This window comes from Helicobacter sp. 23-1044 (genome assembly GCF_053654695.1).
In genome coordinates, this window is record NZ_JBSIUQ010000003.1 from 131,806 (window position 1) to 157,595 (window position 25,790).

25 protein-coding genes and 5 tRNA genes are annotated in these 25,790 nt (G+C 41.7%); 5 read left to right on the plus strand and 25 right to left on the minus strand.

Annotated features, from left to right (window positions below; genetic code table 11):
* Positions 1 to 9: 9 nt before the first annotated feature.
* From fusA to ACWIUD_RS04550, 19 genes are all read right to left on the minus strand, one after another.
* On the minus strand, positions 10 to 2,088 hold the full coding sequence (gene fusA / locus ACWIUD_RS04460) for an elongation factor G (protein WP_454147115.1): 2,079 nt from the start codon (positions 2,086 to 2,088) through the stop codon (positions 10 to 12).
* 36 nt (positions 2,089 to 2,124) lie between these two features.
* The gene (gene rpsG, locus ACWIUD_RS04465; protein ID WP_454134041.1) at positions 2,125 to 2,592 is read right to left on the minus strand and encodes a 30S ribosomal protein S7; all 468 of its coding nucleotides are present in this window, start codon (positions 2,590 to 2,592) and stop codon (positions 2,125 to 2,127) included.
* Between the two features lie 18 nt (positions 2,593 to 2,610).
* Positions 2,611 to 3,000 carry a 30S ribosomal protein S12 gene (rpsL, locus tag ACWIUD_RS04470; protein ID WP_454134039.1) on the minus strand — a complete coding sequence of 130 codons (390 nt, stop codon included), beginning with the start codon at positions 2,998 to 3,000 and terminating at the stop codon, positions 2,611 to 2,613.
* Between the two features lie 144 nt (positions 3,001 to 3,144).
* Positions 3,145 to 11,817, minus strand: coding sequence for a DNA-directed RNA polymerase subunit beta/beta' (locus ACWIUD_RS04475; protein WP_454147117.1), 8,673 nt, complete (start codon positions 11,815 to 11,817; stop codon positions 3,145 to 3,147).
* A 120-nt stretch (positions 11,818 to 11,937) separates the two neighbouring features.
* A complete protein-coding gene (rplL, locus tag ACWIUD_RS04480; RefSeq protein WP_454134036.1) occupies positions 11,938 to 12,315 on the minus strand; it encodes a 50S ribosomal protein L7/L12 in 378 nt (125 codons plus the stop codon).
* Positions 12,316 to 12,337: 22 nt separating this feature from the next.
* On the minus strand, positions 12,338 to 12,817 hold the full coding sequence (gene rplJ / locus ACWIUD_RS04485; RefSeq protein WP_454134034.1) for a 50S ribosomal protein L10: 480 nt from the start codon (positions 12,815 to 12,817) through the stop codon (positions 12,338 to 12,340).
* 213 nt (positions 12,818 to 13,030) lie between these two features.
* On the minus strand, positions 13,031 to 13,732 hold the full coding sequence (gene rplA / locus ACWIUD_RS04490) for a 50S ribosomal protein L1 (RefSeq protein WP_454147119.1): 702 nt from the start codon (positions 13,730 to 13,732) through the stop codon (positions 13,031 to 13,033).
* Between the two features lie 10 nt (positions 13,733 to 13,742).
* Positions 13,743 to 14,168, minus strand: a complete 426-nt coding sequence (gene rplK / locus ACWIUD_RS04495; protein ID WP_454134030.1) for a 50S ribosomal protein L11 — start codon at positions 14,166 to 14,168, stop codon at positions 13,743 to 13,745.
* A 31-nt stretch (positions 14,169 to 14,199) separates the two neighbouring features.
* Positions 14,200 to 14,730: a transcription termination/antitermination protein NusG gene (gene nusG / locus ACWIUD_RS04500; RefSeq protein WP_454134028.1), complete on the minus strand. Its 531-nt coding sequence runs from the start codon at positions 14,728 to 14,730 to the stop codon at positions 14,200 to 14,202.
* A 9-nt stretch (positions 14,731 to 14,739) separates the two neighbouring features.
* The gene (secE, locus tag ACWIUD_RS04505; RefSeq protein ID WP_454134026.1) at positions 14,740 to 14,919 is read right to left on the minus strand and encodes a preprotein translocase subunit SecE; all 180 of its coding nucleotides are present in this window, start codon (positions 14,917 to 14,919) and stop codon (positions 14,740 to 14,742) included.
* Positions 14,920 to 14,989: 70 nt separating this feature from the next.
* Positions 14,990 to 15,065, minus strand: a tRNA-Trp gene (locus ACWIUD_RS04510).
* A 116-nt stretch (positions 15,066 to 15,181) separates the two neighbouring features.
* Positions 15,182 to 15,352 (minus strand): 50S ribosomal protein L33, encoded by a 171-nt coding sequence (gene rpmG / locus ACWIUD_RS04515; RefSeq protein WP_454134024.1) that lies wholly within the window; start codon positions 15,350 to 15,352, stop codon positions 15,182 to 15,184.
* A gap of 13 nt (positions 15,353 to 15,365) precedes the next feature.
* Positions 15,366 to 16,565: an elongation factor Tu gene (tuf, locus tag ACWIUD_RS04520; RefSeq protein ID WP_454147121.1), complete on the minus strand. Its 1,200-nt coding sequence runs from the start codon at positions 16,563 to 16,565 to the stop codon at positions 15,366 to 15,368.
* Between the two features lie 42 nt (positions 16,566 to 16,607).
* Positions 16,608 to 16,682: transfer RNA gene (locus ACWIUD_RS04525), tRNA-Thr, on the minus strand.
* 67 nt (positions 16,683 to 16,749) lie between these two features.
* Positions 16,750 to 16,826: transfer RNA gene (locus ACWIUD_RS04530), tRNA-Gly, on the minus strand.
* A gap of 18 nt (positions 16,827 to 16,844) precedes the next feature.
* Positions 16,845 to 16,930, minus strand: a tRNA-Tyr gene (locus ACWIUD_RS04535).
* Positions 16,931 to 16,981: 51 nt separating this feature from the next.
* Positions 16,982 to 17,057 (minus strand) — tRNA-Thr (locus ACWIUD_RS04540).
* 80 nt (positions 17,058 to 17,137) lie between these two features.
* A complete protein-coding gene (locus ACWIUD_RS04545) occupies positions 17,138 to 17,335 on the minus strand; it encodes a hypothetical protein (protein ID WP_454147123.1) in 198 nt (65 codons plus the stop codon).
* A 4-nt stretch (positions 17,336 to 17,339) separates the two neighbouring features.
* Entirely contained in the window at positions 17,340 to 17,498 is a 159-nt protein-coding gene (locus ACWIUD_RS04550) for a hypothetical protein (protein WP_454147125.1), read from the minus strand.
* Here ACWIUD_RS04550 and ACWIUD_RS04555 point away from each other — a divergent pair.
* Together ACWIUD_RS04555 and ACWIUD_RS04560 are read left to right on the plus strand one after the other, a co-directional pair.
* The gene (locus ACWIUD_RS04555) at positions 17,455 to 18,519 is read left to right on the plus strand and encodes a DUF6056 family protein (protein WP_454147150.1); all 1,065 of its coding nucleotides are present in this window, start codon (positions 17,455 to 17,457) and stop codon (positions 18,517 to 18,519) included. The genes ACWIUD_RS04550 and ACWIUD_RS04555 overlap by 44 nt on opposite strands.
* The gene (locus ACWIUD_RS04560; RefSeq protein WP_454147127.1) at positions 18,485 to 18,865 is read left to right on the plus strand and encodes a hypothetical protein; all 381 of its coding nucleotides are present in this window, start codon (positions 18,485 to 18,487) and stop codon (positions 18,863 to 18,865) included. The genes ACWIUD_RS04555 and ACWIUD_RS04560 overlap by 35 nt, the downstream gene beginning before the upstream one ends.
* 7 nt (positions 18,866 to 18,872) lie before the next feature.
* Here ACWIUD_RS04560 and ACWIUD_RS04565 read toward each other — a convergent pair whose 3' ends face one another.
* Both ACWIUD_RS04565 and ACWIUD_RS04570 read right to left on the minus strand, forming a co-directional pair.
* Complete coding sequence (locus ACWIUD_RS04565) at positions 18,873 to 20,048, minus strand: phosphatidylserine decarboxylase (RefSeq protein WP_454147129.1); 1,176 nt, start codon at positions 20,046 to 20,048, stop codon at positions 18,873 to 18,875.
* Between the two features lie 65 nt (positions 20,049 to 20,113).
* On the minus strand, positions 20,114 to 20,239 hold the full coding sequence (locus tag ACWIUD_RS04570) for a hypothetical protein (RefSeq protein WP_454147131.1): 126 nt from the start codon (positions 20,237 to 20,239) through the stop codon (positions 20,114 to 20,116).
* Between the two features lie 321 nt (positions 20,240 to 20,560).
* Here ACWIUD_RS04570 and ACWIUD_RS04575 point away from each other — a divergent pair, with 321 nt between their 5' ends.
* A complete protein-coding gene (locus ACWIUD_RS04575) occupies positions 20,561 to 20,788 on the plus strand; it encodes a hypothetical protein (protein WP_454147133.1) in 228 nt (75 codons plus the stop codon).
* 284 nt (positions 20,789 to 21,072) lie between these two features.
* Here the strand turns inward: ACWIUD_RS04575 and ACWIUD_RS04580 are convergent, their stop codons facing one another.
* The 4 genes from ACWIUD_RS04580 to hisS form a co-directional block, all read right to left on the minus strand.
* Positions 21,073 to 21,237 carry a hypothetical protein gene (locus ACWIUD_RS04580; protein ID WP_454147135.1) on the minus strand — a complete coding sequence of 55 codons (165 nt, stop codon included), beginning with the start codon at positions 21,235 to 21,237 and terminating at the stop codon, positions 21,073 to 21,075.
* A complete protein-coding gene (locus tag ACWIUD_RS04585) occupies positions 21,194 to 21,946 on the minus strand; it encodes an arginyltransferase (protein ID WP_454147137.1) in 753 nt (250 codons plus the stop codon). Before ACWIUD_RS04585 ends, ACWIUD_RS04580 begins: the two co-directional genes overlap by 44 nt.
* Entirely contained in the window at positions 21,939 to 22,904 is a 966-nt protein-coding gene (gene hemC / locus ACWIUD_RS04590; RefSeq protein WP_454147139.1) for a hydroxymethylbilane synthase, read from the minus strand. The genes ACWIUD_RS04585 and hemC overlap by 8 nt, the downstream gene beginning before the upstream one ends.
* A gap of 98 nt (positions 22,905 to 23,002) precedes the next feature.
* Positions 23,003 to 24,298 carry a histidine--tRNA ligase gene (gene hisS, locus ACWIUD_RS04595; protein WP_454147152.1) on the minus strand — a complete coding sequence of 432 codons (1,296 nt, stop codon included), beginning with the start codon at positions 24,296 to 24,298 and terminating at the stop codon, positions 23,003 to 23,005.
* Positions 24,299 to 24,415: 117 nt separating this feature from the next.
* Between hisS and waaF the strand changes: the two genes are divergently transcribed.
* Together waaF and ACWIUD_RS04605 are read left to right on the plus strand one after the other, a co-directional pair.
* Positions 24,416 to 25,462, plus strand: a complete 1,047-nt coding sequence (gene waaF / locus ACWIUD_RS04600) for a lipopolysaccharide heptosyltransferase II (RefSeq protein WP_454147141.1) — start codon at positions 24,416 to 24,418, stop codon at positions 25,460 to 25,462.
* A gap of 58 nt (positions 25,463 to 25,520) precedes the next feature.
* Positions 25,521 to 25,757: a hypothetical protein gene (locus ACWIUD_RS04605; RefSeq protein WP_454147143.1), complete on the plus strand. Its 237-nt coding sequence runs from the start codon at positions 25,521 to 25,523 to the stop codon at positions 25,755 to 25,757.
* Positions 25,758 to 25,790: the final 33 nt, after the last annotated feature.

The window sequence follows — 25,790 nt, forward strand, 5'->3', positions numbered from 1 at the left end:
TTCGCGCTTTTAAGATTGTCGTTTTTCGATAATCTCTTTGGCGATGTTAGTCGGCACTTCGCCATAGTGGTCAAACTCCATACTATAAGTCGCCCTACCCTGCGTAGCCGAGCGCAAATCTGTCGAGTAGCCAAACATTTCAGCGAGTGGCACAAAGGCATTTACGATTTTTAAGCCCATTCTATCATCCATCGAGTTAATCTGTCCGCGTCTGCGATTCAAATCGCCGATGACATCGCCCATATATTCCTCCGGCACTTCGACTTCCACCTTTGCAATCGGCTCTAAAAGCACGGGCGTTGCCTTGCGACAAGCGTCCTTAAACGCCATAGAACCCGCGATTTTAAACGCCATCTCACTTGAATCCACATCGTGATAGCTACCATCATAAAGCGTAACTTTGCAATCTACCACAGGATACCCCGCCAAAATACCGCTTTGCATTGCCTCTTGAATCCCTTTATCAACAGCAGGGATATATTCTTTTGGAATAACACCACCGCTGATTTCATTGATAAATTCATAGCCACTACCTGCTTCTTTTGGCTCTAATTTGATATGGACATGTCCGTATTGTCCGCGTCCGCCCGTTTGTTTAGCGTATTTGCACTCTTGTGTAACGGAGGCGCGAATCGTCTCTCTAAATGCCACTTGCGGTGCGCCTACTTCGGCTTCAACTTTAAATTCGCGCTTCATTCTATCTACGATAATTTCTAAGTGCAATTCGCCCATACCAGAGATAATCGTCTGCCCCGTTTCTTCATCAGTCTTAACCCTAAAACTTGGGTCTTCTTCGGCTAGTTTTGCAAGTGCTAATGACATTTTCTCTTGGTCTGCCTTTGTCTTTGGCTCAACAGCGATTGAAATGACAGGCTCAGGGAACTCCATTCGCTCCAAAATCACAGGATTTTTCTCACTGCAAAGCGTATCGCCTGTGAGAGTATCTTTTAGCCCCACAAATGCGCAAATTTCACCCGCATAGATTTCTTTAATATCCTCTCTTTTGTTTGAGTGCATTTTCAAAAGTCGCCCCACGCGCTCTTTGGTGTTTTTCGTAGAATTATACACATAGCTTCCGCTTTCAATACTTCCACGATACACGCGCACGAAAGTGAGTTGCCCCACAAATGGGTCAGTCATAATCTTAAATGCTAATCCTGCAAACTCACCATCATCGCTTGACTTTACTTGGACTTCGGCGTCTGTTTTTGCGTCAATACCTTTAATATCCGCTACTTCTGTGGGTGCAGGGAGATAGTCGATAACTGCGTCAAGTAGAGTTTGAACGCCTTTATTTTTAAAGCTAGAACCGCATAGCATTGGGATAATCGCCATAGAATGACAGCCGATTTTTATGCCTTTTTTAATGTCATCTTTGCTTAATTCCTCGCCATTTAGGTATTTTTCCATCAAAACTTCATCTTGCTCGGCAGCGGATTCGATTAGCTTTTCGCGGTATTTCGCGCTAATTTCTTTCATATCATCGGGGATTTCAACTATGTCATATTTCGCGCCCATAGTTTCATCATTCCAAATATAGCCCTTCATCTCTACCAAATCAACGATTCCTTTGAAATTATCCTCTACGCCGATAGGCAAGGCAATAGGCACGGGATTTGATTTTAGTCGCTCTTTGATTTGCGATTCGACACTATAAAAATTCGCACCGATTCTATCCATTTTATTTACGAAAACAAGGCGCGGGACGCCGTATTTGTTTGCTTGTCGCCAAACGGTTTCGCTTTGTGGTTGCACTCCGCCAACTGAGCAAAATACCGCCACTGCGCCATCCAACACACGCATAGAACGCTCCACTTCGATTGTGAAATCCACGTGTCCGGGAGTGTCGATTAGATTGATTTGGTAGTTTTTCCAAAAGCAAGTCGTAGCCGCGCTTGTAATGGTAATCCCACGCTCTTTTTCCTGCTCCATCCAATCCATTGTCGCTGCGCCATCGTGCACTTCGCCGATTTTGTGGCTAACGCCTGTATAAAATAAGATTCGCTCACTTGTGGTGGTTTTCCCCGCGTCAATGTGTGCGGCAATGCCGATATTTCGTAGCATATTTAATGGAGTTTTTCTAGCCATTTTAAGTCCTTTTTTTCTAATGTAATATTGCGAATTTTACCAGCGATAATGCGCAAAGGCTTTGTTTGCCTCTGCCATTTTATGCACATCTTCTTTTTTCTTAAACGCACTGCCCTTTTCGTTTGCCGCGTCAATTAGCTCATTTGCAAGTCTATCAATCATCGTGCGCTCATTGCGTTTGCGTGTAGATTCGAGTATCCAGCGGATTGAAAGCGATTGCTGTCGCTCTACGCGCACTTCCACAGGCACTTGATAAGTCGCCCCGCCCACACGGCGTGAGCGCACTTCTACCAAAGGCTTGACATTTTCTAATGCCTTTTGAAAAATGTCAATGCCTTTTTCATTTGTCTTTTCCTCAATCTTATTTAGTGCGGCATACATAATCTTTTCCACAACGCTTTTTTTGCCATCTAACATCATTTTGTTGATGAATTTCGTAACGACTTTGTCGTTGTAAATAGGGTCGCCTAGCACTTCTCTTTTTTGAGCTCTTCGTCTTCTCATTTTAACAATCCTTTTATGTTATTTTTTAGCTTCGGTTGCTTTTGCTTTTTTCGCACCATATTTTGAGCGCGATACGCTTCGTTTTGCCACACCAGCGGTATCTAGCGCACCGCGAATGATATGATATTTCACGCCCGGCAAGTCCTTAACCCTGCCACCGCGCACAAGCACGATAGAGTGCTCTTGCAAGTTATGCCCCTCGCCGGGGATATAGCTAATGACTTCGATTTTGCTTGTGAGCTTCACTTTGGCGACTTTTCGCAACGCTGAGTTTGGCTTTTTTGGTGTGGTTGTATAAACCCTAGTGCAAACGCCCCGCCTTTGCGGACAATCCATTAGTGCAGGGGATTTGGACTTTTTGGTTAAAGATTTGCGCTCATTGCGTATGAGTTGGTTAATCGTTGGCATTTTTGTTCCTTTCTATAAATTAAAATTTGCCTTTAAAAAAGCTGAAATTGTATAGAATCTAATCTTTTATTTTGCTTAAATTAAGCAAAAATTTATGATTTTTTGCATTAGATTCTGCGAATCGCAGAATCTAAAACGCAGAATCTACGATTCAACGCCTTTGACTTTAAAGGCTTTATCTTTGTAAATGCCCGTGCCGACAGGTATCATTCTACCTAACACGACATTTTCTTTTAAATCTTTTAGCGAATCAACTTTTGCAGCAATACTTGCCTCCGTTAGGACTTTTGTAGTCTCTTGGAAAGATGCCGCAGAGATGATGCTATCGCTCGCAACAGATGCCCTTGTGATGCCTAGCAAAATCGGCTTTGCAATCGCAGGCTCGCCACCAAGCCGAATCTTGCTTTCGTTTTCAACCCTAAAAGCGCGCTTGCTTACAATATCGCCCTCAATAAAGCGCGTATCGCCACTATCGACAATCTCAACTTGGCGAAGCATTTGGCTAACGATAATTTCAATATGCTTATCGGCAATAGTCACGCCCTGACGGCGATAAACTTGCTGCACTTCGCTAACGATATATTTATGCAATTCTTTTTCGCCTAAAATTTTCAAAATATCGTGACTTGAAATTATGCCATCTGTGATATTTTCGCCCGAATGCACGAACTCGCCCTCACGCACCAAAATCTGCTTATTTTTGTCAATCAAATATTCTGCGACTCGCCCATCTTGCGAAGTGATGATAATCTTTTCTTTGCCACGCAGCGGACTGCCAAAGCTAATAACACCATCAATCTCCGCTAAAACCGCAGAATCTTTTGGCTTTCTCGCTTCAAAAAGCTCACTTACGCGCGGCAAACCGCCTGTGATGTCTTTTGATTTTGCAATCGCCTTTGGCGCACGAGCGATAATATCTGCCGTATAAACACTTGCGCCCTCACTTGCCACAATCGAAGTTTTTGGGTCGATTGGGTAGCGTTTGGATTCGCCGTTTTTGTTTGTGATGATAATGGCAGGTTTTGCGCCCTGTGGCAAGTATTCATTTACTACCAAATTGCTTTGCCCTGTGATTTCATCAACTTGCTCAGTTACGGTAAGTCCTGCGATGATATCCTCAAATCTCACCACGCCATCGATTTCAGCGATGATAGGCGTAGTGTAAGGGTCCCACTGCGCGATGATTTTTTGCTCTTCGGATTCAGGTTTGGCGATAATTGCGCCGATTTCGACATTTGCGCTGTCATTGATTTGCAAAATAGAGCCACGCGCAAGATAATGCCGTGTCGCTTCTCTGTCGTTTTCATCGGCGATTATTGCAAAAATGCCTTTTTCGGTTACTTTGAATCCTTTTTTCACATCTCTAATGCGCTCTAGCGTGTTGCCGACAAGTTTGTAAATTTTTACAATGCCTTTTTCTTTGGCAGTGATTACTTGCGCGATTGGCGCGTTGTCCTCGACATTTAGCTCGCTTGCATAAGGGATTCGGTGTGGGATATTCCACCCGTCTTTGATGATTTCAATGATACTGCCATCTTTTTTGATATTGTAACCATTGCCGTGTGCGATAAAGAGTTTGCCTTCAATTTTTCCGCTAACCCCTGCAAGCTCGTTTGGTTTTGCCACATCGCTTTTTCGCACCGCATAACGCACCGTTTCTTTTTTGCCTACAATGCTTACCACCGTTTCATCGTGGATATTTTCAACCTTTACCACGCCATCAAATGGGGCTTTGACTTTTGGCTCGATAAGCAAAATCGCGGCATTTCGGCGGTTTGCGATGATATTTTTGCCTTGTTTGTTTTTATAAGTTTTAATGTTATAAAAGCGAATGAATCCCTCTTTTTCTGCGACAACTTGGCGTTCCTCTTGCGCCCTTGATGCTGTTCCGCCCACGTGAAATGTTCGTAAAGTCAGCTGAGTGCCGGGCTCACCGATAGATTGCGCTGCGATGATACCGATAGCCTCGCCAATATGCACCATTTTGCCATCGCCTAGATTCAAGCCATAGCATTTTGCGCAGATTCCATTTTCTGCCTTGCAAGTGGTAGCCGCGCGAATCACAACGGATTTCACTTCGGCTTCTTTGATTTTTCTAGCCATTGTTTCATCAATCAAAGAGCCTTCGATGATTAAAATCTCATTTGTAATCGGGTCGATGACATTTTCAGCCAAAACACGCCCTATGATTCGCTCTTCTAATGGCTCAATTAGCTCACTACCAACGGTAATGTCTGTTAGCTCAATGCCCTCGTGTGTGCCACAATCGTGCATTGTGATTTTGACATTTTGGCTAACATCAATTAGCTTTCTAGTCAAATATCCCGCGTTTGCCGTTTTAAGCGCGGTATCGGTTAGCCCTTTTCTTGCGCCGTGCGTTGAAGTAAAGTATTCCAACACATTCAAGCCCTCTTTAAAGTTTGAAATAATTGGCGTTTCAATAATCGTGCCATCTGCCTTTGCCATAAGCCCACGCATAGCGGATAGCTGTCGAATCTGTGCCACGCTACCTCTTGCGCCCGAATCTGCCATCATATAAATGGAGTTAAATCCATCTTTGTCAGATTCGATTAGCTTCATCATATCTTTGCCCATTTTGTTGCTTGTATCTGTCCAAATGTCAATGATTTTATTGTATCGCTCTTGCTCAGTTAAAAGCCCCTTGTCAAACTGCGTTTGAATCGCGCGAACTTGCTTTTTAGCCTCATCGATAATATTTTGCTTATCATTTGGGACGATGACATCATAAGCAGAAATCGAAATCCCCGCTTTTGTGGCGTATTTGAATCCTAAATCTTTTAGATTATCCAAAAATCTAGCAATCGCAGACATTCCGCTTTCTTTATTGACATAGTCGATTAGGTTGCTAATGTCTTTCTTTTTCATCACGCGATTCCACAAATCCACAGGGATTCCGCTAGGCAAAATCGAATAAATCATCATTCTACCCACAGTGGTGTAAATAAGGCGATTATCCACATAAGTGCGGATTTTAGCATTTATATCCAACTCGCCAAAATCAAGCGCAATCATAATCTCATCAATATTGCCAAAGAGTTTGTGTTCGCCTTTGACATTGCTTTTCTCTAATGAAATATAATAAAGCCCCAAAACCATATCTTGGCTAGGTGCAACAATCGCCTTTCCACTTGCTGGGAGCAAAATATTTGTAGAGCTAAGCATTAGAATCTTGCACTCCGTAATCGCCTCTTGGGATAAGGGCACATGCACCGCCATTTGGTCGCCATCAAAGTCCGCGTTAAATGCCGAACACACAAGCGGGTGAAGCTGAATCGCCTTGCCTTCGATGAGTTTGGGGTGAAATGCTTGGATTGATTGCTTATGCAAAGTCGGCGCACGATTGAGAAGCACAGGATAGCCTTTGACAATGTCTTGCAAACATTCCCAAACCTCATCGCTTTTTTGCTCTATCATTTTGTTTGCTTGTTTCAAAGTCGTGGCGTAGCCTTTTTCCTCCAACTTCGCCAACAAATGCGGTTTGAAAAGCTCTAATGCCATATTTTTAGGCAATCCGCATTGGTCCATTCGCAGATTCGGTCCTACGACAATAACGCTTCGTCCGCTGAAATCCACGCGTTTGCCGAGTAGATTCTGCCTAAATCGCCCTTGTTTGCCTTTGATAATTTCGCTCAAAGATTTTAGTGGGCGTTTGTTTGCGCCTTTTACGGCATTTGTGTTTCGCGCATTGTCAAAGAGCGCATCGACAGCTTCTTGCAACATTCGCTTTTCATTGCGGATAATGATTTCTGGCGAATCCAACTCCAAAAGCCTTTTTAATCGCTGGTTGCGGTTAATCACACGGCGATACAAGTCATTTACATCGCTAACGGCAAATTTCCCGCCATCAAGCGCAACCAAAGGACGCAAATCAGGCGGCAAAACAGGTAGCACTGTTAGCATCATATTTTCTGGCTTGGATTTGGAATTGATGAAATTTTCAACCACCCTTAATTGCTTTGCAATCGTCTTTTTCTTTGTGTCAGATTCTGTGTTTTTAATATCATTTTTTAGTCGCATAAGCAAATCCACCAAATCAAGCTCTTCTAATAGCTCTTTCACCGCTGCGCCACCCATTTCTGCGACAAAATCCGTATGTTCAAATCGCTTATGCAATGCGTCATATTGCTCTTGATTTAGCACATCGTATTTTTGGACTTTTTTGGTGTTTTCATTGTCATAGAATGCCTCACCCGCATTTTTTACAATGTATGCTTCATAGTAAAGCACTCGCTCCAAATCTTTCATTTTCACGCCCAAAAGTGTGCCGATTCGGCTAGGCAATGAATTTACATACCAAATATGCGCCACAGGCGTTACAAGCTCGATATGTCCCATTCTAGAGCGGCGCACTTTTGAAGTGGTGATTTCAACGCCACATTTTTCGCACACCATTACGGTATCGCGAAATCGTTTCTTTTTGTATTTTCCGCAAATACATTCATAATCTCTCACAGGTCCAAAGATTTTTGCGCAAAATAGCCCATCTCGCTCTGGCTTTAATGTGCGATAATTGATAGTCTCTGGCTTTTTGACTTCGCCAAAGCTCCAAGAGCGAATCGTCTCTGGACTTGCAAGGACTAATTGTAATGACGCAAAATCTTTTCGCAACTTGCGCTCACGCGAATCGCTCTCATCTAATAATGGCATAGGCTCATTATTTTTGTCATACATTATCACATCTAACGCCAAAGATTGCAATTCTTTTGTAAGCACATAGAAAGTTTGTGGTATTTCAGATTCGCCTACGGATTTATTGCTTGTAATTGCCTTGTATGCGTTGTATCTGCCGTCAATATCATCGGATTTAATGGTAAGCATTTCTTTAAGCGTATGCGATGCACCATAAGCCTCCAACGCCCACACTTCCATTTCGCCAAATCGCTGTCCGCCAAAAAGAGCCTTTCCGCCCACAGGCTGTTGCGTTACCAAACTATAAGGTCCCGTGCTTCGTGCGTGAACTTTTTCATCAACCAAATGGTGCAATTTCAAAATATACATATAGCCCACATTTACGCGCTCACGGATTTTCTCGCCTGTTTTGCCATCATATAGCTCACTTTTGCCATCCATATCGATTTTTGCAAGTTCAAAGAGTTTGCTAAATGATTCCTCATCTACGCCATCAAACACAGGCGTTGCGAATCGCACACCTTTACTCCAATCTCTTGCATAGTTTATCAACTCATCATCGCTTAATTCTTTGATAAATTCTAGAGATTGCGTTTGCTTTGAGATTTGGGCGATTTGCGTCATTTTGGTGCGCAATTCTTTGACAAAATTTGCCTTATTTGAATCAAAAATGCTTTGAATCTGATTGCCCAAATTTTTGCCTACAAGCCCCAAGTGCATTTCCAAAATCTGCCCGATATTCATACGACTAGGCACACCAAGCGGGTTTAGCACGATTTCAATGCTTTTGCCATCCTTTGTGTAAGGCATATCCACTTCAGGCACGATAATAGAGACGATGCCCTTATTGCCGTGTCGCCCCGCCATTTTATCGCCGACTTTTAGTTTGCGTTTGGTTGCAATATAGACTTTGACTTTTTTCACAACGCCACTTGGCAAAATATCATCTTTTTCCAAAATGGAGAGTTTTTCGTTGTATTCATCATTTAGAATTTTCTTTTGTTGCAAGAAATTATTTTTAATTTGCTCAAACTCCCTTTGCAACGCCCTAGAATAGTTTTTCACAAAGGCATTTAGCGCAAAGCGATTCATAGTGGCAATGTCCTCTTTTTTGACAATGTCGCCTTTTTTGTAGCTTTTATCATTTACTTTTGTGGCAGTGCTTAATTTTTCTTTGCCTAAAAGGGTGCTGATTCGTAACATTTCCTCTCTATCTAACATTACGATTTTATCGCGGTGCTCGGCTTCAAGGCGATTTTTATCGTCCTCATAAGCCTTAATCGCCCTTGCGTCTTTTTGATAGCCTTTTTTGGTAAAGATTTTCACATCGACAACCACGCCCTCCATTGACGGCGGACAATAAAGCGATTTATTTACCACATGTCCAGCTTTTTCGCCAAAAATTGCGCGAAGCAATCTTTCTTCAGGCGTGGGTTTTACCTCGCTTTTTGGGGAGACTTTGCCTACCAAAATCATTCCAGCTTTGACATAAGTGCCGATTTTTACAATCCCGCTCACATCTAAATGCTCGATTTCCTCTTCTTTTACCTGAGGGATATCAGAGGTGATTTCCTCCGTGCCTTGCTTTAACTCACGCGCTTCAATTTCCTTTTCATAGATATGAATCGAAGTAAATGCGTCCTCGCGGATTAGCTTTTCACTTACGACAATAGCGTCCTCAAAGTTGTATCCATTCCACGGCATAAAGGCTACGCGGATATTTTTTCCCAAAGCAAGTTCGCCCATATCCATACTTGCGCCATCTGCGATAACTTGGTCTTTGACAACTTTATCGCCTTTTTTGACAATAGGATTTTGCGAAAAGCAAGTGTTTTGATTTGTGCGTAGATTTTTTTGCAATGAATAATGGTCGATAAATGCGCCATTTTCGTCCTCACCCATCACATAAATATTGCGACTATCCACTAGCTCAATCACGCCGTCTCTTTGCGCCTTAACCGCTTCATACGAATCTCTTGCCACGATATTTTCAATGCCTGTGCCAACGATTGGCGCATCAGGTTTTAGTAACGGGACAGATTGCCGCTGCATATTTGAGCCCATAAGTGCGCGGTTTGCATCATCGTGCTCCAAAAATGGTATAAGAGACGCTGCCACGCCTACAAGCATTCGTGGATTCAAGTCAATCAAATCAACTTTATTTTTTTCGCTTAAAATGATTTCGCCATCTTTTCTAGTTTCAATCAAATCTTCGATAATATTGCCATTTTCATCGACTTTTGTGCTAGCTGGCGCAATGACTAATCCTTCCTCTTGTGAAGCGGTAATATAGGTAATCTCATCGGTTACTTTCGCGCCATCGACTTTGCGATATGGTGCTTCGATGAATCCAAGCTCATTTACGCGTGTGAAAGTTGATAGCGTATTGATAAGCCCGATATTTTGCCCTTCTGGCGTTTCAATAGGACAGATTCGCCCATAATGCGTAGGATGCACATCGCGCGCTTCAAATCCCACGCGCTCTTTTACAAGCCCACCTTCGCCAAGCGCAGAGAGTCGGCGTTTGTGCGTGATTTCGCTTAATGGATTCGTTTGGTCCATAAACTGCGAAAGTTGCCCACCTGTAAAAAATTCCAAAATCGTGCTTGTAATCATTTTGGAGTTTATTAGCTCGTGGGGCATTATATTTTCGTGGTCTGTGTTCGTGCTAACAAGCTTATCACGAATCGCCTTTTGCATTTTCATTAACCCAATATGCAATTCATTTGCCAAAAGCTCACCTGTGGCGCGAATCCTGCGATTTCCCAAGTGGTCTCTATCATCGATTCGCCCCATTCCGTTTTTGACTTTGATGAGATATTTTATGCTCTCAATTATGTCTTCGCGCGTTAGAATCGTTACATAACTAGGCACTTTTAGCCCTAATTTGTGATTCATTTTCATTCGCCCGACTTTTGTCAAATCATATCGCTCAGTGTCAAAAAATAGCTGTTGAACGAAATTTCGCGCAACTTCTTTGGTAACGGGGTCGCCGGGCTTCATCACGCGATAGATTCTAATAGCGGCTAAATCATTTTCATCATCGATTTTTTCGGCTTTGCGGAGCAAATTTAGCGATTCGACATCGGTTAAAAATGAATTTATAATCGCCGAATCGCAGCCCGGTGCTTCGCTATTAACGATTTTAAATTTTGTGATTTTTAGCTCGGAGAGTTTTTTTAGCTTTATCTCATCGATTTGAGTTAGGCAATCAAAAATCACTTCGCCATTTTTATCCACAATCGGCTCGGCAAAATACTTGCCCTCCAACACTTCGCGCGGATAAGCAATCCAATCCAATCCGCCATCGCGCAATTCATTTGCTTTTTTCATCGATAATTTGGTGTTTTCTTTTAAAATCAACTTGCCTTTTTTATCCACAATATCAAAGCTAACTTTCCCGCCCACGCTATTTACCAAATCGCTTGGGTTAAATGGGATAAAATATTTGTCTTTTTCACATTTCACATCAATGAGCGGATAAAAGATTCGTATAATATCTTGCCTATTGTAGCCCAAAGCACGAAGCAAAATGGTTACTTGCACTTTGCGTCTTTTGTTGATTCGCACCACTAGCGTATCTTTTGTATCATACTCAAAATACAGCCACGAGCCTCTATCGGGGATAATTTGCCCTGTGTAGATGAGTTTGTTTGATGAAGTGGTGGATTCTTCTTCTTTGAAAATTACGCCCGGACTTCGATGAAGCTGACTTACAACAACGCGCTCAACGCCATTTATGATAAATGAAGTCTTTGGCGTCATTAGCGGAATCTCACGCACAAAAATGCTCTGCTCTTTTACATCTTGGATTCCTAATTTTTCGCCTGTTTTTTCGTCCTTTTGCCACAAAATAAGGCGCACTTTGATTTTAAGCGGGATTGCATAAGTGATTCCCCGTTCCATTGCTTCGCGCACGGTGTATTTTGGTTTGCCATATTCGCAACCGCAATACTCCAAAGTCAAGCGATTTTGCGTATCGTGAATGGGAAAAACGGATTGAAAGACTTTATTTATCCCGCTTTCCTCTGGGTGCTTCACATTGACAAATGAATCATAACTATTGCGTTGCAACTGCAATAAATCGGGTATGTCTAATCCATCTTGTGCTTCGCTAAAACCTAGTCGCAGTCTATTTCCTGATTTGATTTGTGATTGTGTTGGCATTTTTTATCCTCTTTTTGCTGTGATATTATAAAGGCTGTTTTCTATGCTAAAAAAATAGCCGTTAAAATACTAAAAATTCATAGATTCTGCGAATCTCGCAGAATCCAAATCCAAAGAGATTTACTTAATCTCTACTTTCGCGCCTGCTTCTTCAAGTTTTTTCTTGATAGATTCGGCTTCCTCTTTATTTACGCCTTCTTTTAGCGTGTGTGGCACTTGCTCGGTAGCGTCTTTTGCCTCTTTAAGCCCAAGTCCTGTTACCTCGCGCACAACTTTGATGACATTGATTTTCTTATCGCCACTATCAGTGATAATGACGCTAAATTCTGTCTTTTCCTCCGCTGCTGCCGCACCTGCTGCGCCTCCACCCGCACCTGCTACGACCGTTGGGGCTGCACTTACGCCAAATTTTTCCTCAAACTCTTTTACCAACTCTGAAAGCTCTAATACTGAAAGATTAGAGATATAATCCAAAACATCTGCTTTTGTGATAGCCATTTTTTACTCCTTAAATTTAATTTTAGCTAGCTTCTTTTTGCTTTCTTAGATTATCTAAGCCTGTTACAAAATACCTTGCTGGTGCGCTCCATACAGATAGAAGCATACCAATAAGTTCCTCTTTGCTGGGCAATTTGGATATAGCTTTGATATGATTGCTATCCACGACTGCACCATCAAAAAATCCCGCTTTTATAGTGAATTTTTCGCTATTAGTGTCCGCAAATTTTTGGACGACTTTTGAAAGCGCGATTTGGTCTTTGCCCCAAATAAAGATATTAGTATCTTTTAGCGCAATGCCTTCAATTTTGGCATTTTTAAAGGCGATTCCTGCAAGGGTATTTTTAATCACTTGCACTTTTGATTCGCCCTTCAATGCCTCGCGCCGCAAGACTTCTAACTCTTTTACGCTTAATCCCTTGTAATCGCAAACAATAATGTTTGAATCCAAAAAGTGGGAACTAAGAGCATTCACAAGCTCGATTTTACTTTGCTTTGTCATATTTCCTCCTTTCAGACCGACCTATACAAGGACTTTTGCCTTAAATCTTTTTGGATTCTAATGTCGAATCCGCAAAGATTCAAAGCCAAAGAATTAAGAAAACTCCCTTGTAGTCTCAAGTCCCAAGATAAAAAAACTTAGATTCTGCGTTTTTGTGCTAGATTCTGCGAATCGCATAAAAATCGCAGAATCTAATTAAAAAATCGCAGAATCTCACTTAATATCCGCCAACTCCAAGCAATCAATCTCCAAAGACGGGCTCATCGTTAGCGAAATAGAAGTGCGCTTGATATACTTGCCTTTCGCGCTTGTGGGCTTTAATTTGTTTATCATTTTGATTAGCTCTACAATATTGTCTTTGATTTTTGTGGCTTCAAAACTCGCTTTGCCCACAGGTGCGTGAATATTGCCCTTTTTATCCACGCGAAAATTCACTTGTCCGCTTTTGGCATTTTTCACAGCTTGGGCGACATCCATCGTAACCGTGCCGATTTTGGGGTTTGGCATAAGCCCTTTTGGTCCTAAAATTTTACCGACTTTGCCCACAAGAGCCATCATATCAGGCGTTGCGATTACCATATCAAAGTTTAATTCGCCACTTTGAATCGTAGCTACCAAATCCTCATCGCCTACAATGTCCGCCCCTGCGTTTTTTGCCTCATCTGCTTTGATACCTTTGGCAAAAACGGCAACGCGCACTTTTTTACCCGTGCCGTGTGGCAAAACAACCGCCCCGCGAATCATCTGGTCAGCGTGGCGCGGGTCTACGCCAAGCCTTATGGCAATCTCAACGGTCTCATCAAACTTAGCACTTGCCAAATCCTTAATCTTTGCAGTCGCGCTAGTCAAGTCATAAATCTTGCCTTTTTCTAATTTCGCGTTAAGATTTTGTATCCGTTTAGCTATTTTTTTCATTCACAACTCCCTAATCAATAATTTCTACGCCCATACTTCGCGCACTGCCTAAAACGATTTGCTTTGCGGCTTCTAAGTCGTTTGCGTTTAAGTCGTCCATTTTGGTTTTTGCGATGGATTCGACTTGTGCGTTAGTTAGCTTACCGATTTTGTTTTTTAGCGGATTGTCCGAGCCTTTTTTGATATTTGCTTCTTTTTTGATTAAATCCGTAACGGGCGGTTTTTTGGTGATAAATGTAAAGCTTTTATCTTGATAAACCGTGATAATCACAGGAATATTAAAATCGCCCATATCCTTTGTCTTTTCGTTAAAAGCCTTGCAAAATTCCATAATATTCACGCCTCTTTGCCCCAAAGCTGGACCTACAGGCGGGGATGGATTCGCCTTGCCTGCTGGGATTTGTAATTTTAATTCACCGACTACTTTTTTTGCCATTTTGTATCCTTTCGTTTAAATTAGATGATTTTTATATAATCTTTTCCACTTGCGAATCAGGTATTTCAATGGGCGTATTTCTGCCAAAAATCGAAATATTTAGCTTTAATTTGCGATGCTCCATATCATACTCTTCCACTGTGGCTGTAAAATTCAAAAATGCTCCATCGATAATCCGCACAAACTCGCCTTGATGAAATGAAACTTTGGGCTTTGGTGCGGCGCGATTATTGACTTTTTCTAAAATCACATCAATGTCTTGCTGACTAAGTGGTGTGGGTTTTTTTGCCTCACCTATGAATCGCCCCACGCGTGGCAGGGACTGAATCAAATGCCAAAGCTCCGTGCTTAAATCGATTTTGATAAACACATAGCCCGGATAAAGGCTTCGCGCCGTTACTTTGCGCTTGTTATTTTTAAACTCCACAATGTCCTCTGTGGGCACAACTATTTGTTCCATTTTATCAAGCATATTTGTTTCTTTTAAAAGATTTTCAATAGCCAACTTCACGGACTTTTCGCTACCTGAATAGGTTTGAATCGCATACCATTCTAATGCCATTTTGCTTCCTTATAATATGCTAGATACGATTGCATCAAGTATGACATTTACCAACGCTAGAAATAAGGTTATCACCGTTACCACTGATAGAATCGAAATGTGTGCGCTACGCATCTGCTCTTTTGTGGGGAAAATAGTCTTATCCCATTCGTCTTTTGCCAATCTCAACGCCGTAATTAGTCTTTTCATAAAAACTCCATTTTAAAATAAATAGCTATGTCCACTTAAACTCTGATATAATCTCAATCAAACAGAAAAGTGGCAGGTCAGGAGGGACTCGAACCCCCAACAGTCGGTTTTGGAGACCGATGCTCTACCATTGGAGCTACTGACCTATGAGACTTTGGCTTTTAGATTTGTGCGAATCTGGCTAGATTCGGTAAGATTCACGCCTTTAAATTAGCGCGAATCTTGCGAATCCCAAATCCAAAAAAGCCAAAAATCTCAAGTATTAACTCTTTAATTTTACCTCTTTATGAATCGTGTGCTTATTCAATCTAGGGCAAAACTTTTTGAGCTCCAGTTTTTCTGTATTTGTTTTTGCGTTCTTTGTGGTGGAGTAATTTATATCGCCACACTCAGAACACTTCAACCCGATTTTAATTACATTTCCCTTAGCCATTTTCTAAAAACCTTTATTTGATGATTTTTGTAACCACACCTGCGCCAACGGTTCTACCACCCTCGCGAATCGCAAATCGTGTGCCTTCTTCAAGCGCGATTGGGTTGATTAGCTCAACGGTAATTTTTACATTGTCGCCGGGCATTACCATTTCAACGCCATCAGGCAAAGTGATTGAGCCTGTAACATCGGTAGTTCGCACATAGAATTGTGGGCGATAACCTTTGAAAAATGGTGTGTGGCGTCCGCCTTCGTCTTTTGATAGGACATAAACTTCGCCTTCAAAATTCGTGTGCGGAGTGATTGAGCCGGGTTTGCAAAGCACCATACCGCGCTCAACTTCCTCTTTTTTAGTGCCTCGCAAAAGAACGCCGACATTATCGCCAGCTTCGCCTTTGTCCAGCTCTTTTCTAAACATTTCTACGCCTGTAACTGTCGTCTTTTGAGTGTCGCGAATCCCTACGATTTCGATTTCATCGCCCACTTTTACCACACCGCGTTCGATTCGCCCTGTAACGACCGTCCCGCGTCCAGCGATTGAAAACACATCTTCGACAGGCATTAGGAATGATTTTTCAGTATCCCTTTGTGGAGTTGGGATAAATTTATCCACTTCTTCCATAAGTTTTAGGATTTTTTCGCCCCATTCGCCAACTTTGCCTGTTTTTGCTTCTTCTAATGCTTTTAGCGCAGAACCAGCTACGATAGGCGTATCATCGCCGGGAAATTCGTATTTGCTAAGCAACTCACGCACTTCCATTTCTACTAGCTCTAACAACTCTGCATCATCTAGCATATCTTGTTTGTTTAAGAAAACCACGATATACGGAACGCCTACTTGACGCGAAAGCAAAATATGTTCGCGTGTTTGTGGCATAGGACCATCGGCAGCTGATACCACCAAAATCGCGCCGTCCATTTGCGCCGCACCTGTAATCATATTTTTTACATAGTCGGCGTGTCCGGGGCAATCCACATGCGCATAGTGACGGTTTTCTGTCTCATACTCAATATGCGAAGTCGCAATGGTAATCCCGCGCTCTTTTTCCTCAGGGGCGTTGTCGATATTGTCGTAATCTTTCAACTCTGCCAAGCCTTTTAGCGATAGCACAGCAGAAATCGCAGCACTAAGCGTAGTCTTGCCGTGGTCGACATGCCCGATTGTGCCCACATTTACATGGGGCTTACTTCTGTTAAACTTCTCTTTTGCCATAACATTTCTCCTTATGTTTGAATTAAATCGTTACCGAAAATCTGGAGCCCACAAGCGGGATTGAACCGCCGACCTCTTCCTTACCAAGGAAGTGCTCTGCCACTGAGCTATATGGGCGCAATTTGCAAGGATAATATTATATTTGTGAGAATCTAAACAGCTCCCAAATATAATTTTAGCCTTTTGGAGCGGGAAACGGGGCTCGAACCCGCGACCCTCAGCTTGGAAGGCTGATGCTCTAGCCAACTGAGCTATTCCCGCAAATCCATTTCATAAAAATGGTGGTGAGTCGTGGATTCGAACCACGGAAGGCGAAAGCCAGCAGATTTACAGTCTGCCCTCGTTGGCCACTTGAGTAACTCACCCAAAAACACTAAAAATTGGTCCTAACACTGCATTTTGTATGCTTAAAGTAATGGAGCTGGCTAAGGGACTTGAACCCCCGACCCTCTGCTTACAAGGCAGATGCTCTACCAACTGAGCTAAGCCAGCAAAAATTCAAAATTTTTAGGATTTTTAAAAATAAAAGTCGCAATTCTATCGAAATAAATTCCATTATGTCAAGTGAAAGTTTAAAATTTTACATTAGATTCTGCGAATTTTGATTTTTTTCGTGCGAGATTCTGCGAATTTTTCGCAGAATCTATTATGATTTTGTGATTTTTGCGCGCAGATTCTGCGAATTGCGTGAAAAACGCAGAATCTACTCCAAATTCGCCGAATCTAATCGCATTTTTGCTACAATCACAATTTTTAATTTTATATTTCAAGGATTCACACAAATGAAAATTTCATCAAAACCTTATAAATCCCCCCCCCACCGTTAGCACCCAAAAATAGCGACTTACAACCCATCTCAACCAAAATCACCCTTGCAATTTGCCTATCCATCTTTGCATTTTTATTCGCGCTCAACGCACTTGTGCCACTCATAGGCGATGATTTCGTTTTGCTAAATCAAAGCAACGGCATTCAATCGCTAATATATTCATATCACAGCTGGAATGCGCGAATTTATGAAATGCTCTATGGCGCGTATATCGTGCGATTAAATCCATATATTTTTGATTTTTTAAACGCGATTTTTGGCGCAAGTTTTGTGGTGGGATTATTTGCGCTTTTATTTTGGGATTTTAGGCGAAAATTTAATTTACAAGATATTTTTTTGCTTTGCACTCTATTATTTTTACTTTGCGGTGCAAGTGCATTTGAAGCAATCTTTTTGTGGGGCGATGGGAGCGTAAATTACCTTTGGGGCGCACTTGGCATTGTGCTAATAATGCTTCATATAAAAATATTTTTATTGCAAAATCGTAGCGCAAAAATCACGCGATTTGCAGAATCTAAAATCACAATTTTTGCCCTTTTGCTTTTAAGTCTAATTAGTGCGGCAAGCAACGAAACCCTTGCCATCTTTGGCATATTTGCCTATATCGCGCTATTTTGCGCTTGCAAGAGCACAAAACTGCCAATTTATTACAAAATCTCATTTGTGCTATTCGCGCTAGGATTGCTGTATTTAATCACCGCACCGGGCACAAATGCGCGAATCGCAACCGAAATTACAAGATATGATTATTTGAGTTTGGGCGAACTTTGGGGATTAGACTTTGGAGAAAAACTTCGCAGAATCTATTTAGTGCTAGGCAATTTTGCCAATCAAACGCCACTAATTGCGCTACTTTTGATATTTTCTTGCGCATTTTTTCAAATATATAATGCCAAAGTTTTATACAAAAATATCACGCTTTTTGTGCTGTCACTCTGCCTATTTTGCGTGGTTTTAGCAGAAAATGCGATGGGTGGAATTATCATTTTAATCGCAATGCAATGTTATATTTTTCGCATAAATCCCACCGCCACAAACAAAAATCATTTTAATCGCGCTTTGCGTGTGGATTGCGTTAGCATTCACGCAGTTGCAATTTGCCAAAAATCTGCCACTTCGCGCTAGAAGTGCGGATTTGATTTTGCTAATTTGCATTTGCGCGTTAAGTCTCAAAACTTATATTTTTTCTAAAAAAATTATGGTGATTTTGTGTGGTGCGATGATTGTATTTTTTGCCTACACGATTTATCAATACGCCGATTTGCGCGTGAAATGGAATGCGCTAGTTGAATTTGTGGAGGCGCAGAAAAAGATTTATGGAGAAAACGCGGAAATCGTGTATAGTGCGGAAAAATTTAAGATTGATTATTTTATGATAGGCACATTTTTCAAGCCAAATTATCAGCAAAAAGAGCTAGAATATTTTGATTACAAATATGTCTTTGGCGTGAAAAGCGTGGAGTTTAGGTAATCTCGCGCTAGTTTAACTTAAATAATGCCTCGCCAAAGCGAATCTTTTCGCCTTGTTTGAAAATTGTGATTTGTGGCGCAGAATCTGCTTCATTCGCAGAATCTGATGATTTTTCGCTAGATTCTGCGATTTTGTTGCTTTTCGCAGAATCTAATGGATTGCCACGATTTTGCTTCGCAGAATCTCGCAATGACAAATCATTTGTATCCTCCGCAATTCTAGTATCTTGCGCGAGATTGGATAAAGAAACTTCGGCTTCGCCTTGTTTTGTGGGTTGTGCCGAAAAATTCGAGCGAGATAGAACTGATGGTTTATCGAGCGAGAATTTTTCAAACTCCCGCGCAAAAGGTAAAATAGGTCGCGTAAGAGACGAATTGCCACTAGATTCGCCACTAGCTTCCACAAATAGCACAATCGTAGAGCCCATTTTAAACATTCCTAATTCCTCGCCCTTGCGGACAAATTTTGGCTCTTTGTAGAAAAATTCTCTCTTTTTTTCGCTAAATTTTTCTTGCAATTTTGGCTCGACATAAAAGACGATTTGCCCCACATTTAGCGCACCCACCGCGACAAAATAAATTTTCGCGCCATTTTTCATTCGCCCGCTCACAACCACGCGCTCATTGCGAATAAAGAGATTTTGATTTTTGTTTAGCGATTTTTGATGCACAGGCAAGAGTTTGCCCCTAAAATGCACGATAGATTCTACAAACATATCGCAAGGCGCGTGATAGCGGTGATAATCACGAGGGGACAGGTAGAGATTCGCATAGTAGAGATTTGGGGGCAAATCTCTTGCACTCACGCCCAAAAGTGGCGCGACTTCATAAGAAAAGCCCTTGATTTGCAATGCCCTGCCCTGCGCGACTTTGCCACTCTCAATCACAAGGCTATCGCTAGGCGAAATGATGATATTGTCCTGTTTGTCAAAATCGCGCATTTTGCGTAAGCCACGAGTGAAAAGCTCATTTAGGCTTTTATACGATTCAAGTGGCGGAAATTCGCTCAAAGAGATATTGAAAAACGCCACATATTTTGCGTTGATAAAGCTCTGCATCGTGGCTGGGAAGCGGAGATTTGCCACTGCGCCAAAGCAAAGTGAGATGATTTTGCTCCAATTTAGGGCGTAGATTGCCACGCAAAATAGGGCGGTGATTAGAAAAATTACGATAAATTTTGCCATTTTTAATCCTTACAGCTGATTTGCAAAATTGCCTTTTTGGGATTCTAATTACTTGCGATTTAAGTTTAGCTTAAAAATTTGTGTTTTTTGTGATTTTTTTGAAGTGGATTTTTTGGATTTTTTAGATTGCTTTGTGCGAATCTTGCACTAGATTCGCCCCGTCCGTCATTGCGAGATTTTATGATTCGCAAAATCTAAGCAATCCACACAAAATTTGTCATATTGAGCGCGACAGCGCGAAGTATCCAAATCCTGCAAATCTAAAAAATCCGAATTTATAACAGATAAGCGAATCAAAGGGCAAAAATAAAAATAAAGTGCTTGTGTTTAAGTGTCTTTTAAGTTTAATTTTTGGTAATATTTCAGCAACAAAGTAAATCAAAGGCTTTGGAGCTTTGAGAATTTTTAAGGTTTTTGAAAATTTTAGGGATTGTTATGGCTTTGAGAGTATTTAGCATTGTGCTGTAAATTTTACGATATAATTCAAAATATTTGGCGTGTAAGGATTTTTGATGAGTAAAAAGGACAAAGTCAAAGAAAAAATCATTGGTTTAAGATTTTGGCTTGGTATCGCCGTAGCCACGCTATTAGCGATTATAGGATGGGCTGCCACAAGCTATCAAAATGTGGAGTTTTGGTTGTTATTAGTGTCATTTATATGCGCCATAGCTTGTTTATGCTCGGCGTGGTGGCTTGTGCGAAAGATTGATAAAAGAGTCGATGAATTGGAGGATTTGTAAATGAAAACCTTTATTGTTGCGTGTATGGTGGCAATGCTGCTATTTATTCCTGCTATGGCTATAAGAGAAATTTTAAATAGCGACAAAGAATCTAATTAGCCATAAATCCACATCAAATCTATATGGATTTGTGTGGATTTATTTGGTTTTTTTAGCATTGTAGCGTAGATTTGGCAATGCAATGTTTCAAGCAAATCTTATGAATCTAACAAATCTAATTTAGATTCGTGTGATTTGGATGGCTGCTTCGCTTCGCTCGCAAAACGAAGTTTCTTTAGTAAATCCTACGGATTGTTTCGATTCACTATGCGAATCTCGCAATAATAGAAAAAGGCAAATGGATTCGTGCCGAATCCCACAAATGACGGGGAGTATTTGGATTCTTCGCTCAACTCTCGTTTCGCGTTAGAATGACGAATGGGGATATTTTCGCCACTCTGGCATTTCATAGAGATTTGGGCGATTTATCAAATATTCAAATGGCTTAAATCGCTCTTTGTAGCCTAGTGAGCGATGATTTTTAATCCAATATCCCGGATAGAGATATTTTACGCCCAAATCCTTTGCGATTTCAAATTGTTTCAAAAGCGAAAATGTCCCAAGCGAGAGATTCGCATAATCGTGGTCGTAGAAAAAATAAATCGCGCTCATCGCCTTGTGTGCGCTCAAAATATCCACTAACGCCACCGCAACAAGCCTCCCATCGTCCAAAAAGCAGATTTCCCTGCCAAAACTCCCGCGCCCATCGACAAACATATAGTTATATTTGTCCCTATCGATTTGATTGTATTCCCAGCCCTTTTTGATATTCATTTGGCTGTGATATTTGTTGTAGAGTGCGACTTTGTCGGCGTTATAAGTGGGCGATTGAAATTCGATGCGAATGTGGGCGTTTTTGCGTAAGATTCGCTTGTGGTTTTGTGAGAGTGCAAAATCGCCCACAAGATAGCGAATCGACACACATTTATCGCAAAAATCACAAAACGGCGCGAAAAACATTTCGCCAAATCGCCGCCACCCGCGCTCTAAAAGCGCATTGTAAAATTCCTCTTTGCATTGCTCAATCGCAGCATAATGAAAGCGCGTATCCAACCCCTCAATATACGCGCAATCGCTAAATGAGTAGTAAAAAAAGGCGTTTTTGTAGCTTCTATCCAAAGTAATCCTCTATCATCGCTAGGGCTTCATCTAGCAAGGGTTTCGCGCCCTTTTGTTCGCAAATGGCAAATAATTTTTGCGCAAGGGCTTTGGCGTTTTGAATGCTTGAAGTTGCGTCTAATTCGTGCGAATCAAAAATAGATTCGCGCAAAATTTTTGTCCCATTTGGCAGTCCTAAAATCGCGTGAATTTCAAGCGATTCGCCACTTAACTTCGCATTTACGCCAATAGGCACTTGACAGCCACCATTGCAAAGGCGCACAAATTCTCTCTCTGCCTCGCATTCTATGCGCGTGGGCGTGTGATTTAGCTTCGCTAAAATATCCGCAATCTCATCATTTTCTCTACACTCTAACCCTAGCGCACCTTGCCCCATAGCGGGTATCATCGCGCTCACTTCAAATGGCACGATGAATCGCACTTCATTTGTCGCAATATCCAGCCGATTCACGCCTGCCTTTGCCAAAATGATTGCATCAAATTCGCCACTTTTTAGCTTATTTAGGCGCGTTTGCACATTGCCTCGAAGGCTCAATGTCTCTAAATCAGCGCGAATAGCTTTGATTTGCATTGCCCTGCGCAGTGAAGTCGTGCCGACTTTTGCGCCTTGTGGGAGCGATTCAATCTCCGCAAATCTATCGCTTAAAAAGCAGTCGCGGACATCTTCGCGCTTGGTAATTGCGACAAGTTGCAAACCGCTTGGCAAAATCACAGGCACATCTTTTAGCGAATGCACGGCTAAATCAATGTCGCCATTTAGCAATTTCTCCTCTAATTCTTTGGTAAAAAGTCCCTTGCCACCGATTTTTGATAACGGTGCGTCCAAAATTTTGTCGCCTGTGGTTTTGATGATTTTTAGCTCAGCGCACACGCCCAGATTTGCTAACTCATCTTTGATAAAATTCGCTTGCCACAGGGCTAGGACGCTTCCCCTTGTGCCGATTGTGATTGTTTTCATTTATGCCCTTTTAGATTCGCGCAAGATTCGCATTAGATTTGTGATTTGCATTAGATTCGCGCCAAAATCGCGCTAGATTCGCAATAGATTCGCCCATTTTACGCTCTCAAAAGTTCGATTGCTTTTAAAAGTGAAATGCTATTCATCTGCATTCCGCTTGTCATATTTTTTAGCGTTATGCCGTTGCTTTTGATTTCATCATCGCCGATAACTGCGACAAATTCGTGTCCTTTGGAGTTCGCATAAGAAAAGGGCTTTTTGATTTTGGCGATGTCAGGATAGACTTCGCTAGGGATTTTGCTGCGGCGAAAAGATTCGGCGATTTTGTAGGCGTAGTTGAAGTTTTTTTCATCAAGGCAGATTATTAAAACTCGTGCGGAGGGCTGTTTTTTGACTTTGCCAAGTGCTACAAGCAGCCTATCTATGCCGATACTCGCGCCCACGCCACTAATTTTTTCTTTTGAAAAAGTCGCCGTTAGATTGTCATATCTTCCCCCGCTACACACGCTTCCCAAATCCTTGTGGCGATTTAGCGTGGTTTCATAAACGATGCCTGTGTAGTATCCTAACCCTCGCGCGATGGCAAAATTCACGCGGTAGCAGTCTCTATCCATATTTAACCCGCTTAAAATCTCATACACACGCTCAATCTCTTCAATGCCATTTTTTAGCTCATCATTCCACGCCTTTAAATGCGCAATTTCGCCAAAAAATTCCTCAGCATTGCCTATTTGCTTAATGCTTGTGGTCTCAATCAAATCTTTTGCAATTTTTGGCGGGATAATCTTTGATAGCTCATCGCACACGGATTCGCGCCCGATTTTGTCGATTTTGTCAATCACACGCAAAATCGCATTTATTTCGCCCTTCACGCCAAAATGAGCGCAGATTCCATTCAAAATCTTGCGATTATTTAGCCAAATGGTAAATTCATCAATCCCCAAAGCGCACAATGACGCATAAATCACTTGCACGACTTCCGCATCACAGGCGATTGAATCGCTACCGATAAAGTCAAAATCACATTGCGTAAATTCTCTATATCGCCCTTTTTGTGCGCGCTCACCGCGAAAAACATTGCCGATTGCATAGCGTTTGAATGGCAATTCTAATTCACTTCTATGCTGTGAGATAAACCTTGCTAGTGGCACGGTTTGGTCAAATCGCAACGCCACATCGCGCCCTCCGTGGTCTTTGAAGCGGTAGAGTTCTTTTTGAATCTCATCGCTGCCCTGCTTTACCAAAATGTCCGCATACTCCAAATGTGGCGTCTCAATCGGCATAAAGCCAAAGTTTTCAAACTCCGCGCTTAAAAGTCGCAAAAGTTTGTATTTGGCAAACGCCTCATTTGGCAGTCTATCTTTGAATCCGCTCAAAACTCGCGGGGTGATAATCGCAGAATCTACACTAGATTCTGCGTTTTTAGTAGTTTTATTTGTCATAAAAATCCTATTTTGCAAACTTAAAAATTGCGGATTTTAGCTAAAATATCTTTAAAAAATGTGGAGAAAATGATGAAAAACGCAGAATCTAAAATGATTTTGTTGCGATTGCCAAATTGGCTTGGGGACGCGGTTATGATAAGTCCAGCCTTTGAATTGATGAAAGCTCATTTTAAAAATGCAAAGTTTATTTTAGTCGGCACGGAGGCAAGTTGCGGGATTTATAGTAGAGATTTGCGCGTGAAGAAAATCTTTATAGATTCGACAAAAAAGGCACAAAATGGACGCAAAAATGGGTTAAAAGATAGATTTTTAGCGACAAAAAATTTTGCAAGAGAGATTCGCGACAATATCGGTGCAATCGACATTGCGGTGGATTTTACAAATCACTTTTTTTCGGCAATTTTGATTTATCTAACAGGCGCAAAGATTCGCGTGGGTTATGCGAAAAATATCCGCACAATCTTACTAAATAAGCGCGTTAGATTCGTTAAAAAACTTCATCAAGTGGCAAGTTATATGAATCTTGCAAATGAAATCTGTGGCAAAAAAATTATAAAAAATATGAGCGAAATTTCGCACAAATCTACGCCTTTAAAACTCCAAAATCGCGCGATTAAGGGCTTTAAAAGCGATGATTTGCTTTGCATTGGCATAAATCCGGGCGCGGCGTATGGGAGCGCGAAGCGGTGGGAAGAGCGGTATTTTGTGGAGATTATCTTGCATTTTTTGAAAAATGACTGCGCGGTATTTGTTTTTGGCAATGATAGTGTGAATCTCCCTGCGAATCTAGCGCAAAATCCGCATTTTCATAGCCTAATCGGACAGACTACAATTACCGAGCTAGTCGATTATATCGCGTCTATGGATATTTTTATAAGCAATGATAGCGGTCCTATGCACATCGCAGCGGCGTTTCGTGTACCACTCATTGCGATTTTTGGTGCGACTGATTCGCGTGAGACTTCGCCGTGGGTGGATAATGCGGTGATTTTGGATAAGCATTTGCCCTGTGCGCCGTGCAAAAAGCGCGAATGTCCGCTAAAACATCATAATTGTATGAAGTTAATAACGCCTGATGAAGTGATAGAGCGCGTGAATAAAATAATGCGTTAAAGGGCAGATTCTGCGAAAATTATGCGATTCGCAGAATCTGCGGTGGATTCTGCAATTTTTGTTTGTTTCGCAGAATCTAGCGTTTTTGTTTTCTCGTCATTACGAACGAGCGAAGCGAGTGTGGCAATCCATTTTTTTAATTTTTATTATGGATTGCTTCGTTGTTTTCGCTTCGCTCAAACTGCCTCGCAATGACGGATTATTAGATTCTACGAATTTCGTGCGAGATTCTGCGATTTGTGTCTTTCAAACAATCGAAGTAATGGCGGTGGTGCTTTGGATTATTTTTGCGTGAAACAAGCGAAGTAATGGCGGTGGTGCTTTTCAA